Raw genomic sequence first — 16902 nt, 5'->3', positions numbered from 1 at the left:
GATGAGCCTGCCGACGCCCGTACGGGTGGCCCTCGCGGAGGCCGTGAGCGCGCTGCCGGAGGGCGGCGGCTGGGCCTACGAACCGAAGTTCGACGGGCACCGCCTGGTCGCGCTCCGGGACGAGCGGGGCCGGGTGGTCCTCCAGGCCCGCTCCGGGCGGACCGTCACCAGCGCCTTCCCCGACCTCGCCGAGGCCGCGGTCCGCCTCCCCGAAGGCACCGCCCTCGACGGTGAGGTCGTGGTGTGGTCCCGTGGCCGCATCGACTTCGCCGCCGTGCAGCAGCGGGCGGCGGCCACACGCGCGCGTGCCGCCGTCCTCGCGCGCACCCTGCCCGCCTCGTACGCGGCGTTCGACCTGCTCGCGGAGGGCGGCGAGGACTGCCGCGGACTGCCGTACGAGGAGCGGCGGGCGCGTCTCGTACGGCTGCTGGCGCCCTGGGGACCACCGCTCCAGGCCGTGCCGTCGACCACCGACCGCAACCTCGCCCTGACCTGGTACGAGACGCTCCCCGCGACCGGCGTCGAGGGCCTGGTGATCAAACGGCTCGACGGGGCGTACCGGGGCGGCACGCGCGCGTGGCTGAAGCTGCGGCACAGCGACACCCGGGACGCGGTGGTGGTCGGCTGCACCGGCAGCCCCGCCCGGCCGCAGGCGCTGGTCCTCGCCCTGCCGGGGGACGGTACCCCGGTCGTGTCGTCGCCGCTGTCCCCCGCCGTGCGGTCCGCCGCGGCGGGTGCGCTGCCGGATCCGGTGGGCGAGGGCGTGGCGACCGCGATCGGCATCGGCGACGTCACGTACGCGGCGCTGCCCGCGGAGCCGGTGGTGCTGGTCGAGGTGCGGCAGAACACGACGCGGCACGCGACGGCGGTCGTGGTCCGCTTCCGGTGATGATCGACTCCTCGGGAGAATGTGACCGGCATCACGTCTAATCAAGTTTGACTAGCTCTCATCGAAGGCATAACCTCCTCGTCATTAGTCAAAGTTGACGAGAAGAACGAACGAGGAGAACCCGTGACCTTCCTTCCCGAGACCGGCTACGTCCCGACCGACGAGGACCGCGCGAGCCTGGACGCCTGGTTCGCCGAGTACGACGCGCACAGCGCGAAGCGCGATGTGGAGCGCATGGCCGACCTGGCCGTCTTCCCGCTCAACCTGGTCAGCGACGACTCCGCGGGGGACGGGCGGTCGGCGCAGTGGGACCGGGAGCAGTTCGTGCAGACGATGACCCACGTGATGGGGGACGGCAGCGAGGACATCACCTTCGAGTCCACGCGCACGCCCGTCTTCCTCTCCCCCGCCATGGCCGTCGTCTTCACCGACTCGGTGATGACGGCGAACGGCGAGACGCAGCAGTTGCGCTACGCCGACATCCTGATCAGGCGCGGCGGCTCCTGGGCCTTCCAGACCATGGTCCAGGGCGGCTGGGGGGACAACCTCTGACGCGGGCTCTCAGACCCGCTGCCAGGTGCGGCGGTCCCTGGCCAGGGCGTGCAGGGCCTCCACGTCGGCCGGTTTCAGCACGCCGCCCAGACGGGTCAGCGTCGGCAGGTCCGCCTCGCGCAGCACCCGCACATCACGCGGCGGCGGCGTGACGGGCGGGTCCGCCGCCCCCGTCCCGGCCAGCGCCAGGACGGGGCGGACCTCGGCCGTGAGCGCGAACGAGGCCCGGCCCGCGTCGGCGCGGAGCGTGCGCAGCAGGGGAACGGGGGCGGCGCGGCCGACCGTCACCATCGGGTCGGCGATGCGGACCCGCTGCCTGCGCACGGCGAGGGCGGCGACGCAGAACAGGCCCCCGGGGCCGATCAGCAGGTGGTGGATGCGGGCGCCACCGGGCAGCGGCAGGGAGTGCAGTACGCGCCAGCCCGCTCCTTCGAGCCCGTCCAGGGCCTCGCCCACCGCCTGTTCCGCGGCGAGAGCGCGGCGCCGGGGGTCGGGGCGCAGCCTGCGCGCGGGCGCCCGGTCGCGGTCCAGGGCGATGTGCAGGGCCTCGCCGGGGCGGTTCGGGGCGAGGTCGTCGTCGGGGTGCAGGGCGAGGCGGGTCAGCTCGACGGAGGTGGGGACCGGCGGCGGGCCCACCGTGACCTCGCCGGTGAGGAAGGGCGCGAGGACGCGCAGGACATCGGCCTCGCGGTCCTCGCTGAGCAGGTTCACGCGGGACGAGTCACGGTCGTACCACGCCACGTTCCCGCCGCCCGCGAGACAGACGTACAACCGCTCCTGCCCGTGCCGCCAGGCCGGTACGACGCGCAGTCCGCTCATGCCGCATCACCCCTCGACCATGGGACCAGCCCGCTGCCGCCGGGGGCAAGGACCCGTCCTCCCCGCAAGCCCGGCGGCCGGCCTCCCCTCGGTCCCGTAACAGCATCGCCCGCACAGCTATGGCCCGCTGTTACGCGGCCGCCGAACCGCCGCAATGGCGGACACCTAACGTCGAAGCGTCCTGCCGCCCAGCCGCCCGACCGTTAGGAACGTCCGTGAGCACCCACCGCCAGGCCCTCCTCCGCACCGCCGCCCTCTCCGCGCTCGTCGGCGGCGCGCTGCTCGCGCCGGCCGCCGTGGCTCTCGCGGACACCCCGGCGCGGGAGTCGACAGCGACGGCGACGGCGACGCGGCCGGCCGCCGAACCCTATGACGTCTACGACGTCTACGACGTCACCCTCGGCAACGGCGCGAAGGCGGAGGTGCGCCACCGCGACAGCTCGTACGTGGCGACGATCTCGGTCAAGGGCGAGCAGATCGCCACTCTCTCCGCCCGGCACTCCACGGTGACCGAGAGCGGTGTGCGGTACGAGCTGTACCCGTCCAACGGACACATCGGCATCACGCACCTCAAGGGTGGGAGCGGCGCCGGGCCCGGCACCCCGAGGGGCGGCGTCGAGGCGGGCGCCGAGGGGGTGCGCGGCACGGGCGACCCGGCGTTCCTGGTGGCCGGGGGCGCCATGGCGGCGGCCGGTGCCGCGGGCCTCGGTTTCGCGATGCTGCGGCGCGGCCGCACGGACTCCTGACCCTCTCCCTGCCCCCACTGCCCCAGGAGTCCCCGTGAGCACCCCCACCGATTTCGGGCCCCGCCCCCACAGCGAGCCGGACCGGCGGCGTCCGTGCACCGGCCGTATCGCGGCCGTCGCGGCCCTGACGGCCGCCCTCGGCATCGGCCTGATCGCCTGCGGCCAGGGCGGCAGCGGCCGTCCGGCCCCGGACGTCAAGGTGGACAACGCCGCCACCGCCCAGGCCGGCCGGGCCCCGGCCCCGCTGAAGAAGTCCAGGCCCACCGGCCTGCGGATCCCGGCGGCGGGCGTCGACGCGACGTCGATGCTCGACCTCGGCATCGACGCCGGCCAGGAGCTCCAGGTGCCGCCGGTGGACAAGGCGGAGGAGCCGGGCTGGTGGACAGGCGGGGTCACCCCCGGCGAGAAGGGCGCCGCCGTGATCGTCGCGCACTACGACACCGCGAACGGCCCGGCGCTGATGAGGAACGTCGCGAAGGTCGGGGTCGGCGACAAGATCCAGGTGCCGCGCGCGGACGGCGACACGGCCACGTTCAAGGTGCGGGAGATCCAACAGGTGGACAAGAAGGACTTCCCCACCCATAAGGTGTACGGGGCGACCGGGCGGCCCGAGCTGCGCCTGCTGACCTGCGGTGGGCCGATCGTCGGCGGTCACCGGTCTGACAACATCATCCTCTACGCCGACCTGGTGTCCTGACAGCACGCCGGGCACCACGACAGGCCGCGCCCGCGGCAGGCAGGAGTGCAGTGAACCGCAGCCGGCTCGCGCTCACCGCCGTCTTCGCGGCCCTCGCCGCCGCGCTGGCGGGCGGCTGCGGCGACCCCGGCGGGCTGCGCGGCGCCGGTGCGACGCCCACCGCCCAGGGCCCGACGCACCTCTGGCCCGACCTGCCCCCGCCGTCCGCGCCCGCCGAGGACTACGGCGCCATAGAGAGCGTGCGGGTCAAGGGGGTCAAGGTGCCCGGCGGCGACCTGCGCAAGGTGAACCCGGCCGACGTCGTCCGCGCGGACTTCGACCAGAACCCCGGCACGTACGACCCCTCGGACGCCTCGTACCAGGAGACCGTCGAGCGGCTCAAGGCCTGCGCCGAGGACGACTCCGGCGCGCGGGAGCGGTGCCCGGTGCTCAAGGCGTACTACCGAGATCTGACAGGGGACCGCAAGGACGACCTGATCGTCGGCGTCTCCACACCCGACGACAACCTCGACATCCGCGTCTACGCCGAGGAGGAGAGGCAGCTGACGCAGATCATGGAGATGAGCGACGCCGTGCTCGGCGTCGAGCTGGCCGGGCGCGACCTGATCATCCGCGCCGTCTCCAGCCTGCCGGGGTACGAGTACCACACGGTCTGGTCCTGGGACGCGCACCAGAAGACGATGCTGCCCACGCGGGACGAGATCGTGCGCTCCTCGCACGGCCCGCGCCCCAAGAAGCCCCGGGTCTCCCCGTCCGCGAGCGCCGGGCGATGAGCCACCGACAGCCGCGCGGGCCGCGGCTTCCCGCCTGGACGGCGACGCTCACCTGGAAGGCCGCCGTCTTCATCACCGTCATGTGCTGCGCGCTCGCGGCCCTGCTCGGCACGTTCGTGCACGTCTCGGTGACCAACCAGACCGTCGGCCAGGCCCGCGAGCAGGCCCTGGACCGCCTGACGGAGGCCACCGAGCGCTACGAGGCGGGCGACCGGCTCGGTCCCGGCGTGGGCGTGGACCCGGCGGGCCTGCCGGCCGCGCTGCGCGAGCTGGCGCTGAGCGGGGAGCGCGGCACGATGGTCGCCACCCACGAGTCCCGGCCGACGATGTGGGCGGCGGGGCCCGCCGACGGACACCGCGCCATCGCCGTCCGGGTCGACTACGCCCAGGGCGCCCGCACCATCGACGGGCTCGACCGGGCGATCCTCGGCTCCTCCGTCCTCGCGATCGGCGCGACGCTGCTGGTCGGCGCGTTCGCGGTGACGCGGGTGACGCGGCGGCTGCATCTGACGGCGCAGGTCGCCCGGAGGATCAGCCGCGGCGACCTCGACGCGCGCGTCAACGACCCGCGCACGAAGGGCCCCGCCCGGCACCAGGACGAGGTGGCGGCGGTCGCCGGGGCGCTGGACACCATGGCCTCCTCGCTGCAGGGCAAGCTGCTGAGCGAGCAGCGGTTCACCGCCGACGTGGCGCACGAGCTGCGGACGCCGCTGACCGGGCTGCACGCGGCGGCCGAGCTGCTCGAACCGGGGCGCCCCACGGAGCTGGTGCGGGACCGGGTGGCCGCGCTGCGCACGCTGACCGAGGACCTCCTGGAGATCTCCCGGCTCGACGCGCGGAGCGAGCGGGTGGACCTGGACGCCCATCACCTCGCTCCACTGGCGGAGCGGGTGGTGCGGGTTTCCGGCGAGGGCACGGAGCTGGTCGTCGTACGCGATGTCTGCGTGGAGACCGACCGGCGGCGCCTGGAGCGGGTGCTCGGCAACCTCGTCGCCAACGCGCTCAAGCACGGGCGGGCGCCGGTGCTCGTGACCGTCGACGGGCCCGTCGTCACCGTGCGGGACCACGGCGACGGCTACCCCGACTACCTGGTGGAGCACGGCCCGCAGCGGTTCCGCACCGAGGGCACCAGCAAGGGGCACGGCCTCGGGCTGACCATCGCGCTCGGCCAGGCGGCGGTCCTCGGGGCCCGGCTGACGTTCACCAACGCCTCCGACGGCGGGGCGGTGGCGACGCTGCGGCTGCCCTTCGAGGAGTGCGCCGACGGGGACGAGCCGGAGGGGCCCGAAAGCGGTACGTGAGCTTGTGCAGGCCCAGGGTGTCGCTTTAAGTGTGAATTGCGGCCTTTGACCCATCGTCATGAGCCGCTCGCCCGACTTCCCACGAGGAGGCCCCATGTCCCCGCGGACCATCGCCACCCGGCTCGGCATACTCGCCGCAGGCGGCGCCCTCGCCGCGCTCACCGTCACCGGCCCCGCCGCCGCCCAGGACGACGGCAACAGCCACCCGCCCGTCTACAAGGGCCGGGTGACCGCCAAGTCCGGGCTGCTGCTGCACACCGCCCCGACCCGCGGCAGCCGCGTGGTCCGCAGCGTCCCCCACGGCAAGGTCGTCACCATCTACTGCAAGACGAAGGGCGACCGCGTGGGCCGCACCAGCCTCTGGTACCTGCTCACCGACGGGACCTGGGCCTGGGGCTCCGCGAACTACATCGCGACCATCGGGAAGTCCCCGCGCTGGTGCTGAGAGCCCGCACCGCCCCGCCGTTCGGCACGGCCGACATAGACGACATAAGCGGACTTGAGGGCGGGTTGCTTGCTACGTTCCGGGCATGACCGGAACAGGAGCGGGCACCGCACCCCCCGCGGTCCCCGCCGTCCGTGTCCCCCGGCGCCGCGGCACCGAGCTGGCCCTGCTGGTCGTCGCCGTACTGCTGTCCGTGTACGGCTACTGCGACGTCGGCCTCGCCAGGAACGGCACCGTCCCGCCCGGCGCCGCCGGTTACGGCGCCGGGCTCGGTGTGCTCGCGCTCCTCGCACACCTCGCCGTCCGCTTCCGCGCCCCCTACGCCGATCCGCTGCTGCTGCCCATCGCGGTCCTCCTCAACGGCCTCGGCCTGGTGCTCATCTACCGCCTCGACCTGGAGACCCCGAACGACGAGGCCGCGCCCGCCCAGCTGGTCTGGTCGACCATCGGCGTCGCGCTCTTCACCGCCGCCGTGCTCCTCCTGCGCGACCACCGCGTGCTCCAGCGCTACGCCTATCTCTCCGTGGTCACCGCGCTGATCCTGATGATCGTGCCGATCTTCTTCCCGGCCGTGAACGGGGCCAGGATCTGGATCAGGTTCGGCGGGTTCTCCATCCAGCCGGGCGAGTTCGCCAAGATCCTGCTCGCCGTCTTCTTCGCCAGCTACCTCGCCGCCAACCGCACCGCGCTCGCCCACACGGGCCGCACCCTGGGGAGGTTCCGGCGCCTCCAACTGCCCACCGGGCGCGTCCTCGGCCCCCTCGTCGCGATCTGGCTGCTGAGCGTCGGCGTCCTGGTCCTGGAGCGCGACCTCGGCACGTCGCTGCTCTTCTTCGGCCTCTTCGTGATCCTGCTGTACGTCGCCACGGGCCGCACCGGGTGGATCGCGGTCGGCCTGCTCCTCGCCGCGTTCGGCGCGTTCGCGGTCGGCTCGCTCGAACCGCACGTGCACAGCCGCGTCCAGGACTGGCTGCACCCCTTCGCCTCCATCGACGCGGGCGAGGGCCCCAACCAACTGGCCCAGTCCCTCTTCGCGTTCGCCGCCGGCGGGATGCTCGGCACCGGCCTCGGGCTCGGCCACTCCATCCTCATCGGCTTCGCCGCGAAGTCCGACTTCATCCTGGCGACGGCGGGCGAGGAGCTGGGCCTCGCCGGACTCTGCGCGATCTTCCTGCTCTACGCCCTTCTCGTCGAGCGCGGCTACCGCGCGGGGCTCGCGCTGCGCGACCCCTTCGGGCGGCTGCTCGCGGTCGGGCTCGCCTCGATCATCGCCCTCCAGGTCTTCGTGATCGCCGGTGGTGTCACGGGGCTCATCCCGCTCACCGGCATGGCGATGCCGTTCCTCGCGCAGGGCGGCTCGTCGGTCGTCACCAACTGGATCATCGTGGCGCTGCTCATCCGGGTCAGCGACTCGGCCCGCAGCCAGCCCGTCGGCGAGGCGGTCCGGTGACCCGCTGCATCCGGCACGCCGCCGCGTTCTGCGCGCTGCTGCTCCTCGCCCTCCTCGTGAACGCCACGCGTGTCCAGGTCGTCCAGTCCGACTCCCTGGACCACAACCCGGCCAACCGCCGCCAGGCCATCGTCCGCTTCGGGCAGCCGCGCGGCGACATCGTGGTCGACGGACGCGCGGTCACCGGCTCCAAGGACACCGGGGAGCAGCTGCGCTACGAACGTACGTACAAGAACGGGCCGTTGTACGCCCCCGTCACCGGTTTCGCCTCCCAGGTGTACGGCACCTCCTTCCTGGAGGAAGCCGAGGACGACATCCTCTCCGGCACCGACCCGATGCTCGCCCCGCTCCCGCTGTGGAACGACGTGACGCGCGCGCAGAACCCCGGGGGCAAGGTCGTCACGACCATCAGGGCCCCGGTGCAGCAGGCCGCCTATGCCGGGCTCGGCGGCAAGAGGGGCGCGGTGGTGGCGGTCGAGCCGGCGACGGGGAAGATCCTCGCGCTGGTCAGCGCGCCGTCGTACGACCCGGAACGGCTCTCCGGGACCAGCCGGCCGGTGGCGGACGCCTGGACCGAGCTGAACGGCCGGCCCAGCAGGCCGATGCTGAACCGCGCGATCCGCCAGACCTACCCGCCCGGTTCGACGTTCAAGGTGGTCACGGCCGCCGCCGCGCTGGACGCGGGGGTCGTGACCGATCCCGACGAGCCGACCAAGTCCCCGAGCCCGTACACGCTGCCGGGTACCAGCACGCAGCTCACCAACGAGGTGGACGGCTGCACCAACGCCTCGCTGCGCACCGCCTTCGTGTGGTCCTGCAACACGGTCTTCGCGAAGCTCGGGGTCGACACGGGCCTGAGCGCGATGGTGGACACCGCGAGGAACTTCGGGTTCAACGACCGCGGGCTGCGGATCCCCTCACCCGTCGCGGCCAGCACCTTCGACACCTCCCTGGACAAGGCGCAGCTCGCGCTCTCCTCCATCGGCCAGTACGACACCCGGGCGACGCCCTTGCAGATGGCGATGGTCTCGGCGGCCGTCGCCAACGGCGGCTCCGTCAAGTCGCCCCACCTGGTGGAAAGGACGACCACGGCCGACGGCGACGTGGTCGACACGACGGGCACCAGGACACTGCGCCAGGCGATGAACCCGGGGACGGCGGTGCGACTGCGCGAGATGATGACGGAGGTCGTCGAGAAGGGCACCGGCGCGAACGCCGCCATCCCGGGAGCGACGGTGGGCGGCAAGACCGGCACCGCGCAGCACGGCGTCGACAACGCCGGTACGCCGTACGCCTGGTTCGTCTCCTGGGCCCAGGGCGCCGACGATCCGGAGCCCTCGGTGGCGGTGGCGGTGGTCGTCGAGGACGCGTCGGCGGACCGCGGTGACATCAGCGGCGGCGGGAGCGCGGCCCCGATCGCGAAGGCCGTGATGGAGGCGGCGCTCAGCGGCGGCGGACCGCGGTGAGGTCGACGTCGAGGGGAAACGGGGCCGTCAGCTTGAGGCGGTCGTGGAAAATCCCGGCCAGACTGTACGAGTGGGCCAGGGGGTCGAGTTCGTAGACGTAGACCACGGGAAGGCCCCGGTTCTGTTCGACCAGCCAGTAGTGCGGGATGCCCGCCTCGGCGTACTTGCGGGGCTTGACCTCGCGGTCCCGGTCCTCCGCTCGCGTGCGGCGCTCATGCGTGCTCCCATGGGGCAGACCTTGCCTGGTACGGCCAGCGTACCCAGCGGGAACACCGAACCGCCCGCCCATCGAGTGGCCGGCGCACGCCGCGTCGACCTCAGTCCGGGGCGCCGCCCGCCGCGATCGCGCCCCGCACCTCCGTCACGCGCTCGCGTTCCTCGGCGGCGAAGCGCTCCGCGTCCAGCTTCTCGGCGATCTCCTCGTCCTGGGTCATGAGCTGGTCGAGGCTGGCGTCGCCCAGTTCGAGGACGCCCATGTCCACATACGCCTGCTGAAGGCGTTTGCCCCACAGGCCGATGTCCTTGACGCACGGGACGATGCGGCTGAACAGCAGCTGCCGGAACAGGGCGAGGAATTCGGACTGCTCGCTGTACTCCTCGGCCTGCGCCTTGGGGATGCCGAAGTTCTCCAGGACCTCCACCCCACGCAACCGGTCGCGCATCAGGTAGCAGCCCTCGATGACGAACTCCTCGCGCTCGCGCAGCTCCGCGTCCGTGAGCTGCTTGTAGTAGTCGCGCAGCGCCATCCGCCCGAAGGCGACGTGCCGGGCCTCGTCCTGCATGACGTACGCCAGGATCTGCTGGGGCAGCGGCTTGTCCGTGGTATCGCGGATCATGCCGAACGCGGCGAGCGCGAGGCCCTCGATGAGGACCTGCATGCCGAGGTAGGGCATGTCCCAGCGGGAGTCGCGCAGGGTGTCGCCGAGGAGCGACTGGAGGTTGTCGTTGATGGGGTAGAGCATCCCCATCTTCTCGTGCAGGAAGCGGGCGTAGATCTCGGCGTGCCGCGCCTCGTCCATGGTCTGGGTCGCGGAGTAGAACTTCGCGTCCAGGTCGGGGGCGGACTCCACGATGCGGGCCGCGCACACCATCGCGCCCTGCTCGCCGTGCAGGAACTGGCTGAACTGCCAGGAGGCGTAGTGCTTGCGCAGCTCGCCCTTGTCCCTCTCGGTCATCTTCGCCCAGTGGGGCGTGCCGTAGAGCGACAGCGACTCGTCCGGGGTGCCGAGGGGGTCGAGCGGATCGACCTCCAGGTCCCAGTCGATGCGCTTGGTGCCGTCCCACTGCTTGTCCTTGCCCTTCTGGTAGAGGGCGAGGAGACGGTCGCGCCCCTCGTCGTACTCCCAGCTGAAGCGAGCCGAACCGGCCGACGGGACCTGCCAGTCGGGCGCTCCGGGCGGCCCGGTATAGAGCTCATGCGTCGACATACGGGCAGGCTCACACGCTCCTGGACGCAGGGTCAACAAGTCGCGCACGGGGGATTGACGGCCTTACTGACGGGGAGTCTCATAAGAGTTGACCGCCGGTAACCCGCAACCGCCCCTCTTCGCAGGCATACCCCCACGCGCACCTCCCACGACAAGGCAGGAACAAGTCATGACGACCGTGACGGAAGACGTTTCGCTCCAGGGTCTGCGAGACGCGCTCGGCCTGCTCAAGGACCGGGAAGAAGTAGCCGTCCGGCTTCTGGAATCCTCCGCCAGGCACTCCTTCGACCCCGACAGGGAACTCGACTGGGACGCCCCGGTCGAGGAGGGCAAGTGGTTCTGGCCGCCGGAGCTGGTCTCCCTCTACGACACCCCGCTGTGGCGGCGGATGTCCGAGGAGCAGCGGATGGACCTGGCCCGCCACGAGGCCGCTTCGCTCGCCTCGCTCGGCATCTGGTTCGAGATCATCCTCATGCAGCTCCTCGTCCGGCACATCTACGACAAGTCGGTGACCAGCGCGCATGTGCGGTACGCGCTGACGGAGATCGCCGACGAGTGCCGGCACTCGATGATGTTCGCGCGCATGATCGAGAAGGGCGGCGCGCCGACGTACCCCGTCACGCGCCTCAACCACAACCTCGCGCGCGTCCTGAAGACCGTCTCCACCACGCCCGGCTCCTTCGCCTGCACACTGCTCGGCGAGGAGATCCTCGACTGGATGCAGCGGCTGACGTTCCCGGACGAGCGCGTCCAGACCCTCGTCCGGGGCGTGACCCGTATCCACGTGGTGGAGGAGGCGCGCCATGTCCGCTACGCGCGCGAGGAGTTGCGCCGCCAGATGGCGACCGCTCCGCGCTGGGAACGGGAGCTGACCCGCCTCAGCTGCGGCGAGGCGGCCCGCGTCTTCTCCATAGCGTTCGTGAACCCCGCCGTCTATACGAACGTCGGGCTCGACCGGCGTGAGGCGGTGGCGCAGGTGAGGGCGAGCGGGCACCGGCGGGAGGTCATGCAGACGGGGGCGAAGCGGCTGACCGACTTCTTGGACGACATCGGCGTGATGAGGGGGGTGGGGCGGCGGCTCTGGAGGTCTTCCGGGTTGCTGGCGTAGCGCTTGGCTGCGGGCCGCGTGTGGTTGCTCGCGCGGTTCCTCCCGCCTCTGAAAGGGCGCGGGGCGAGTTACGCTGCGAGGCATGACCTCGCCTGCCAGCACGCGTGCGTACCGCCGCCTGAGCGTCGAGGCGCGGCGGCGGCAGCTGCTCGACTCCGCGCTCTCCCTCTTCGCACACCGCGCGCCCGAGGAGGTCAACCTCGACGACGTCGCCGAGGCCGCCGGCGTCTCGCGGCCGCTCGTGTACCGCTACTTCCCCGGCGGCAAGCAGCAGTTGTACGAGGCCGCGCTGCGGTCCGCCGCCGACGAGCTGGAGCAGTGCTTCGCCGAGCCACCGGACGGCCCGCTCACCCAGCGGCTCTCCCGGGCGCTCGACCGGTACCTGGCCTTCGTCGACGAGCACGACACCGGATTCAGCGCGCTGCTCCAGGGCGGCAGCGTGGTGGAGACCTCACGGACCACCGCGATAGTCGACGGCGTGCGCAGAGCCGCCGCCGAGCACATCCTCGCCCACCTGGACGTACCGGAACCGGGCCCGCGGCTGCGGATGACGGTACGGATGTGGATCACGGCGGTGGAGGCCGCCTCGCTGATCTGGCTCGACGAGGAGAAGCAGCCGCCGCTCGACGACCTGCGGGACATGCTGGTGGAGCAGTTCATGGCGGTCCTGGTGACGACGGCCGGCCGCGACCCGCAGACGGCGGCGGTCGTGCGGTGGGCGCTGGCCCTGGAGCGGCAGGAGGGCCCGGTGGGCGGCCTCGCGCGGCGCGTGCTGCCCGTGGTGGCCGACGCGGCCCACCTGCTGTGACGCCGCGTGGTGTGACACTGGTGCCGTGAAGAGCGAAGAGACCCCCTTCGTGGGTGGCCCCCTGGACGGCCGCGTCCTCCCGGTCCTGCTGGGCCCGACCGGCCACCCCCCGAAGACCTACCGCGTCCCCGTACCGGACGACGCGGGCGGCCCCCCGACGGTCCTGGTCTACCGCCGCGTACCAGCAGCAACGACGTCCAAGCGCCGCACGCTCACCCCGAGGTGGCAGTACGAGTACGCCCCGGAGGGCGAAAAGGACACGGCCCTGAAGTGGCCTTGGTCGAAGCCGACAAGATCCTGAGCGCCCCGCCAGGAGCGCCCCGTATGGAGCGCGGGGAACTGCGCGACCAGCCACGAAGCACCCGCAGTGATGCAACGCAACCCCCCACGCCGCCACCCCCTGGACGAGTGACCCCCGTTCCACCGCCCGCCCCCGCCGGGAGGCGAACCCCGCACCGGCCCCCGATGCTCGGGGTGCACGGAGGAAGCGCCTCCGCGCCCCGGAGGTGATGTCGTGTCAAAAAGGCTGCTCCGCTGGACCTGCACAGGCGCAGCCCTGGGCACCCTGTGCGCGACCGCACCGACCACTCCCCCCGCCCAGGCGGCCCCGGGGCCAGAAACCCGCCGCGTGGCCGAGCTGCTGACAGACCTTCAGCGTCTGTACCGCTCCACCGAAGAGGCATCGGAGACGTACAACGCGACCGAGGAGAAGCTGAAGGAGCAGCGCGCGAGGTCCAAGGACCTCGCCGAGAAGCTGGCGAGGGCCCGCGCCTCCGTGCGTGACGGCCGGGGCGACGCGGCCCGCTTCGCCCGCCAGCAGTACCAGGGCGCCGCCGGCCTCTCCCCCTACGTACGCCTCCTGCTGGCCCGCGACCCCCAGCGCGCCCTCGACCAGGGCCACGTCATCCAGCGGGTGGCCGCGGGCCGCGCCGCCACCGTGGAGCGCCTGGCCGAGGGCGAGCAGAGGGCGGACGCGCTGGCCAGGGCGGCGAAGAAGGCGCTGGCCGCGCAGACCGCCCTGGCGGCACGGCAGAAGAAGCAGCGGGACAAGGTCGGCGGGCAGCTCAAGGAGGTCCAGGAGCTGCTCTCCGCGCTGACTCCGGACCAGCTGGACGCCCTGCGGGAGGCGGAGGACGCAGGGACGGCGAGGGCGCAGCGGGAGTTCATGGCGTCCGGCGCGCTCGGCGGCAGCCGGGCCGCACGGGCGCCCTCACGGCAGGGCGACAGGGCCCTCGACTTCGCGGTGCGGCAGATCGGGCGGCCCTACGAGTGGGGCGCCGAGGGCCCGGACGCGTACGACTGCTCGGGGCTCACGTACCGGGCCTGGGCGCGCGCGGGCCGTGAGATCCCCCGCACCAGTCAGGAGCAGTGGGCCGAGCTGCGGCGTGTTCCGCTGTCGCAGCTGCGCCCCGGCGACCTCGTCGTCTACTTCCCCCGGGCCACGCACGTGGCGCTGTACCTGGGTGACGGGAGGGTCGTCCACGCGCCACGCCCCGGCGCCCGCATCAAGGTGTCGCCGATCGCGGCCAACCCGGTCCTCGGCGCGGTGCGGCCCGACCCCCGGGGCCGGCCGATGCGGGGGTACCTCCCGCCGAAGCTGCCCGAGGGGGCGACCTCGGGCAGCGACCTGGGCTACAGCGGGGATCAGGCCCCGGACGCGACCGAGTCCAGGTAGGCGGCGGCCCTGTCCGGGTCGTAGAAGAAGTTCTCGAAGTCGGACGGGTCGTTGAAGCCGTTCGCGAACCGGTCGGCGACCGGCTGGAGCTGACCCGCCGCGCCGAGGATGTTCAGGACGTGCTCCGGCGGCGCGCCCAGCATCGCGTTCGTCCACTTGGTGACCCATTGCGCGGTGTCCCAGTAGCGGTCGAAGGCCGACTGCATCCACGCCTCGTCGAATGGCTTGTCGCCGTGCTCGACGATGGAGGAGATGTACGAGGCGGCGCACTTGGACGCCGAGTTGGAGCCCTGCCCGGTGATCGGGTCGTTGGCGACGACGACGTCCGCGACGCCGAGGACGGCACCCCCGCCGGGCAGCCGGCCGACGGGCTTGCGGACCGTGGGGGCGTACCGCCCGGCGAGCGTGCCGCCCGCGTCGGTCAGCTCGACCTTCGTGGCGCGCGCGTACTCCCACGGCAGGAACTTCTCCAGGAGCTCCAGCGTCAGCGCCAGGTGCTCGCTCGGGTCCTTGACGCCCTGGAAGACGTCGAGGGGGCCGCCGGGGATGCCCTCCCAGAAGAGGATGTCCGCGCGGCCGGACGTGGTGAGGGTCGGCATGACGAACAGCTCGCCGACGCCGGGCACGAGGTTGCAGCGCACCGCGTCGAACTCGGGGTGCTCGGGGCGCGGGCCGAGCCCGTGGACGTAGGCGACCGAGAGGGCCCGCTGGGGCTCGGTGAACGGCGAGCGGGACGCGTCGCGCTCGAACATCGAGACGAGTTCACCCTTGCCCGCCGAGACGAGCACCAGGTCGTAGGCGCGCGAGAAGTAGTCGAGGTCGGAGACCGCCGCGCCGTGGATGACCAGCTGGCCGCCGCGCTGGGCGAACGTCTCCATCCAGCCCGCCATCTTCACGCGCTGGTCGACGGACTGGGCGTATCCGTCGAGCTTGCCGACCCAGTCGATGACGCGGGAGGAGTCCGGGCCGGCGACCGAGACGCCGAGGCCCTCGATCCTCGGGGCCTGGGACTCCCAGAAGTTCGCCTTGATGTCGCGCTCGTGCTGGAGCGCCGTGTCGAACATGCACTGGGTGGACATGACCCGCCCGGACCGGATCTCGTCCGCCGTGCGGTTGGACATCAGGGTGACCTCGTATCCCTGCGCCTGGAGCCCGAGAGCGATCTGGAGCCCGGACTGTCCGGCTCCGACGACAAGTATCTTCCGCATGGGGTCCTTCTCTTACTCAGGTCTTACTCAGGGGTGACGTCGAGCGCGTGGCCGACCAGGGCGAGCAGCGATTCGACGACCGAGATCCGCTGCCGTGCGTCCATGATCAGCACGGGTATGTGCGGCGGCACCGTCAGCGCCTCGCGCACATCGGGGACCTCGAACTTCTCGCTGCCGTCGAAGTGGTTGACGGCCACGATGTACGGCAGGCCGCAGCTCTCGAAGTAGTCGAGCGCCGGGAAGCAGTCGGAGAGGCGGCGGGTGTCGGCGAGCACGACGGCGCCGATCGCGCCGCGCACCAGGTCGTCCCACATGAACCAGAAGCGCTGCTGACCGGGCGTGCCGAAGAGGTAGAGCACCAGGTCGTCGTCGAGCGTGATGCGGCCGAAGTCCATGGCGACCGTGGTGGTCGTCTTCCCGGGTGTCCCGCTCAGGTCGTCGGTGTCGGCGCTCGCCTGCGTCATCAGCGCCTCCGTCTGGAGGGGCGTGATCTCGGAGACGGCGGTCACCAGGGTCGTCTTGCCGACGCCGAAGCCGCCGGCCACCACGATCTTCGTGGCGATCGGGGCCCGTGACCTGTCCGTCTGCCAGGCCTGCAACTGACCCTCGTTCGCGAGGAGTTCAGAGACGGCGGAGTCCACTCAGCACCCTTTCCAGCAGTGCGCGGTCGGGCTGTCCCGGGCCGTGGCCCGTTCCGTACACGCGGATCTTTCCCTGGTCGGCGAGGTCGCTGAGCAGGACGCGGACCACGCCGAGCGGGATCTTGAGGAGGGCCGCGATCTCCGCCACCGTGCGCATGCGCCGGCAGATCTCGACGATCGCCCGCATCTCCGGCATGACCCGCGACAGGGTGCCCTTGGGCAGTTCGCGGCGCTCCTCGGCGGCTTCCAGCTCGGGGTGGCTCGCCACGAACGTCTCGACGAGCAGGACGTGACCGAACCTGGTCCGCCCGCCGGTCAGCGAGTAGGGGCGTACGCGAGCGGGCTTCCGGCCGCCGCCTCGCTGCGGCAGTTTGGGGGCCTTACGGCTGCTGCCGCTCATCGGGCGCTCTCCATCGACTTGCGCAGCTCGCTGCGGAGTTCGGGGGTGAGGACGTGCCCGGCGCGGCCGACGAAGAGCGCCATGTGGTACGCGACGACGCTCATGTCGCAGTCGGGGGTGGCGTGCACGCCGAGCAGCGAGCCGTCGCTGACCGTCATGACGAAGAGGCTGCCCTCCTCCATCGCGACCACGGTCTGCTTGACCCCACCGCCGTCCATCAGCCGGGCGGCGCCGATGGTCAGGGAGCCGAGTCCGGAGACGATGGTGGCGAGGTCGGCGCTGGAACCCCGGGGGCCCGTGGGGTTCGCGGCGGGACGCTCGGCGTTGCGCCCGGGATCGGAGGAGAGCAGCAGCAGTCCGTCGGAGGAGACCACCGCGACGGAGAGGATCCCTGGCACCTCCTCCACGAGGTTCGTCAGCAGCCAGTGCAGATTGCGGGCTTCACTGCTCAGGCCGTACGTGGCGGGTCCGGCGGAAGAACTGGGCGTGCGCATGGG

The 16902-nt window shown here is 72.2% G+C and carries 20 protein-coding genes; 13 read left to right on the top strand and 7 right to left on the bottom strand.

Annotated elements, in window-relative coordinates; genetic code table 11:
• Nucleotide 1: 1 nt before the first annotated feature.
• Complete coding sequence (locus CP975_RS24275) at nucleotides 2–889, top strand: ATP-dependent DNA ligase (protein ID WP_055529559.1); 888 nt, start codon at nucleotides 2–4, stop codon at nucleotides 887–889.
• A 123-nt stretch (nucleotides 890–1012) separates the two neighbouring features.
• The gene (locus CP975_RS24270; RefSeq protein ID WP_030792653.1) at nucleotides 1013–1441 is read left to right on the top strand and encodes a hypothetical protein; all 429 of its coding nucleotides are present in this window, start codon (nucleotides 1013–1015) and stop codon (nucleotides 1439–1441) included.
• Nucleotides 1442–1450: 9 nt separating this feature from the next.
• Here the strand turns inward: CP975_RS24270 and CP975_RS24265 are convergent, their stop codons facing one another.
• Nucleotides 1451–2260, bottom strand: coding sequence for a nuclease-related domain-containing protein (locus CP975_RS24265; protein WP_055529561.1), 810 nt, complete (start codon nucleotides 2258–2260; stop codon nucleotides 1451–1453).
• A gap of 215 nt (nucleotides 2261–2475) precedes the next feature.
• Between CP975_RS24265 and CP975_RS24260 the strand changes: the two genes are divergently transcribed.
• From CP975_RS24260 to CP975_RS24230, 7 genes are all read left to right on the top strand, one after another.
• Complete coding sequence (locus CP975_RS24260) at nucleotides 2476–3006, top strand: hypothetical protein (RefSeq protein ID WP_150477340.1); 531 nt, start codon at nucleotides 2476–2478, stop codon at nucleotides 3004–3006.
• Nucleotides 3007–3040: 34 nt separating this feature from the next.
• The gene (locus CP975_RS24255) at nucleotides 3041–3703 is read left to right on the top strand and encodes a class F sortase (RefSeq protein WP_342787976.1); all 663 of its coding nucleotides are present in this window, start codon (nucleotides 3041–3043) and stop codon (nucleotides 3701–3703) included.
• Nucleotides 3704–3753: 50 nt separating this feature from the next.
• The gene (locus CP975_RS24250; RefSeq protein ID WP_055528545.1) at nucleotides 3754–4476 is read left to right on the top strand and encodes a hypothetical protein; all 723 of its coding nucleotides are present in this window, start codon (nucleotides 3754–3756) and stop codon (nucleotides 4474–4476) included.
• Complete coding sequence (locus tag CP975_RS24245; RefSeq protein WP_055528544.1) at nucleotides 4473–5777, top strand: sensor histidine kinase; 1305 nt, start codon at nucleotides 4473–4475, stop codon at nucleotides 5775–5777. The genes CP975_RS24250 and CP975_RS24245 overlap by 4 nt, the downstream gene beginning before the upstream one ends.
• Nucleotides 5778–5871: 94 nt before the next feature.
• Nucleotides 5872–6222: an SH3 domain-containing protein gene (locus CP975_RS24240; protein ID WP_055528543.1), complete on the top strand. Its 351-nt coding sequence runs from the start codon at nucleotides 5872–5874 to the stop codon at nucleotides 6220–6222.
• Between the two features lie 85 nt (nucleotides 6223–6307).
• Entirely contained in the window at nucleotides 6308–7672 is a 1365-nt protein-coding gene (locus CP975_RS24235) for an FtsW/RodA/SpoVE family cell cycle protein (protein ID WP_055528542.1), read from the top strand.
• Nucleotides 7669–9138 (top strand): peptidoglycan D,D-transpeptidase FtsI family protein, encoded by a 1470-nt coding sequence (locus tag CP975_RS24230; RefSeq protein ID WP_055528540.1) that lies wholly within the window; start codon nucleotides 7669–7671, stop codon nucleotides 9136–9138. Before CP975_RS24235 ends, CP975_RS24230 begins: the two co-directional genes overlap by 4 nt.
• Here CP975_RS24230 and CP975_RS24225 read toward each other — a convergent pair.
• Nucleotides 9116–9427 (bottom strand): Uma2 family endonuclease, encoded by a 312-nt coding sequence (locus CP975_RS24225; RefSeq protein ID WP_150477339.1) that lies wholly within the window; start codon nucleotides 9425–9427, stop codon nucleotides 9116–9118. The genes CP975_RS24230 and CP975_RS24225 overlap by 23 nt on opposite strands.
• A gap of 28 nt (nucleotides 9428–9455) precedes the next feature.
• Complete coding sequence (locus CP975_RS24220) at nucleotides 9456–10565, bottom strand: ferritin-like domain-containing protein (protein WP_055528539.1); 1110 nt, start codon at nucleotides 10563–10565, stop codon at nucleotides 9456–9458.
• A gap of 169 nt (nucleotides 10566–10734) precedes the next feature.
• On the opposite strand from CP975_RS24220, the gene CP975_RS24215 reads away from it, so the two are divergent.
• From CP975_RS24215 to CP975_RS24200, 4 genes are all read left to right on the top strand, one after another.
• Nucleotides 10735–11673: an AurF N-oxygenase family protein gene (locus CP975_RS24215; protein WP_055528537.1), complete on the top strand. Its 939-nt coding sequence runs from the start codon at nucleotides 10735–10737 to the stop codon at nucleotides 11671–11673.
• Between the two features lie 82 nt (nucleotides 11674–11755).
• Nucleotides 11756–12481 carry a TetR/AcrR family transcriptional regulator gene (locus tag CP975_RS24210; protein WP_055528536.1) on the top strand — a complete coding sequence of 242 codons (726 nt, stop codon included), beginning with the start codon at nucleotides 11756–11758 and terminating at the stop codon, nucleotides 12479–12481.
• A gap of 25 nt (nucleotides 12482–12506) precedes the next feature.
• On the top strand, nucleotides 12507–12782 hold the full coding sequence (locus tag CP975_RS24205; RefSeq protein ID WP_055528534.1) for a hypothetical protein: 276 nt from the start codon (nucleotides 12507–12509) through the stop codon (nucleotides 12780–12782).
• A 213-nt stretch (nucleotides 12783–12995) separates the two neighbouring features.
• Nucleotides 12996–14156 (top strand): C40 family peptidase, encoded by a 1161-nt coding sequence (locus CP975_RS24200; protein ID WP_150477338.1) that lies wholly within the window; start codon nucleotides 12996–12998, stop codon nucleotides 14154–14156.
• Here the strand turns inward: CP975_RS24200 and CP975_RS24195 are convergent.
• From CP975_RS24195 to CP975_RS24180, 4 genes are read right to left on the bottom strand one after another with little or no spacing between them, the layout of a single operon-like run.
• Nucleotides 14126–15364: a styrene monooxygenase/indole monooxygenase family protein gene (locus tag CP975_RS24195; protein WP_055533545.1), complete on the bottom strand. Its 1239-nt coding sequence runs from the start codon at nucleotides 15362–15364 to the stop codon at nucleotides 14126–14128. The genes CP975_RS24200 and CP975_RS24195 overlap by 31 nt on opposite strands.
• 23 nt (nucleotides 15365–15387) lie before the next feature.
• On the bottom strand, nucleotides 15388–16005 hold the full coding sequence (locus CP975_RS24190; protein ID WP_055533547.1) for a GTP-binding protein: 618 nt from the start codon (nucleotides 16003–16005) through the stop codon (nucleotides 15388–15390).
• Nucleotides 15986–16405, bottom strand: a complete 420-nt coding sequence (locus CP975_RS24185; RefSeq protein ID WP_055533548.1) for a DUF742 domain-containing protein — start codon at nucleotides 16403–16405, stop codon at nucleotides 15986–15988. Before CP975_RS24185 ends, CP975_RS24190 begins: the two co-directional genes overlap by 20 nt.
• Nucleotides 16402–16899 carry a roadblock/LC7 domain-containing protein gene (locus CP975_RS24180; protein ID WP_055533550.1) on the bottom strand — a complete coding sequence of 166 codons (498 nt, stop codon included), beginning with the start codon at nucleotides 16897–16899 and terminating at the stop codon, nucleotides 16402–16404. Before CP975_RS24180 ends, CP975_RS24185 begins: the two co-directional genes overlap by 4 nt.
• Between the last annotated feature and the right edge of the window lie 3 nt (nucleotides 16900–16902).

It is taken from the genome of Streptomyces alboniger, assembly GCF_008704395.1.
GTDB lineage: Bacteria > Actinomycetota > Actinomycetes > Streptomycetales > Streptomycetaceae > Streptomyces > Streptomyces alboniger.
This window is presented reverse-complemented; position numbering and strand designations above follow the sequence as displayed.

Bases quoted from the DNA above. Each gene is read 5' to 3' on its own strand.
- CP975_RS24275 (WP_055529559.1), top strand. From the start codon at position 2: ATGAGCCTGCCGACGCCCGTACGGGTGGCCCTCGCGGAGGCCGTGAGC.
- CP975_RS24265 (WP_055529561.1), bottom strand. From the start codon at position 2,260: ATGAGCGGACTGCGCGTCGTACCGGCCTGGCGGCACGGGCAGGAGCGG.
- CP975_RS24245 (WP_055528544.1), top strand. From the start codon at position 4,473: ATGAGCCACCGACAGCCGCGCGGGCCGCGGCTTCCCGCCTGGACGGCG.
- CP975_RS24240 (WP_055528543.1), top strand. From the start codon at position 5,872: ATGTCCCCGCGGACCATCGCCACCCGGCTCGGCATACTCGCCGCAGGC.
- CP975_RS24235 (WP_055528542.1), top strand. From the start codon at position 6,308: ATGACCGGAACAGGAGCGGGCACCGCACCCCCCGCGGTCCCCGCCGTC.
- CP975_RS24225 (WP_150477339.1), bottom strand. From the start codon at position 9,427: ATGGGCGGGCGGTTCGGTGTTCCCGCTGGGTACGCTGGCCGTACCAGG.
- CP975_RS24220 (WP_055528539.1), bottom strand. From the start codon at position 10,565: ATGTCGACGCATGAGCTCTATACCGGGCCGCCCGGAGCGCCCGACTGG.
- CP975_RS24215 (WP_055528537.1), top strand. From the start codon at position 10,735: ATGACGACCGTGACGGAAGACGTTTCGCTCCAGGGTCTGCGAGACGCG.
- CP975_RS24210 (WP_055528536.1), top strand. From the start codon at position 11,756: ATGACCTCGCCTGCCAGCACGCGTGCGTACCGCCGCCTGAGCGTCGAG.
- CP975_RS24195 (WP_055533545.1), bottom strand. From the start codon at position 15,364: ATGCGGAAGATACTTGTCGTCGGAGCCGGACAGTCCGGGCTCCAGATC.
- CP975_RS24185 (WP_055533548.1), bottom strand. From the start codon at position 16,405: ATGAGCGGCAGCAGCCGTAAGGCCCCCAAACTGCCGCAGCGAGGCGGC.
- CP975_RS24180 (WP_055533550.1), bottom strand. From the start codon at position 16,899: ATGCGCACGCCCAGTTCTTCCGCCGGACCCGCCACGTACGGCCTGAGC.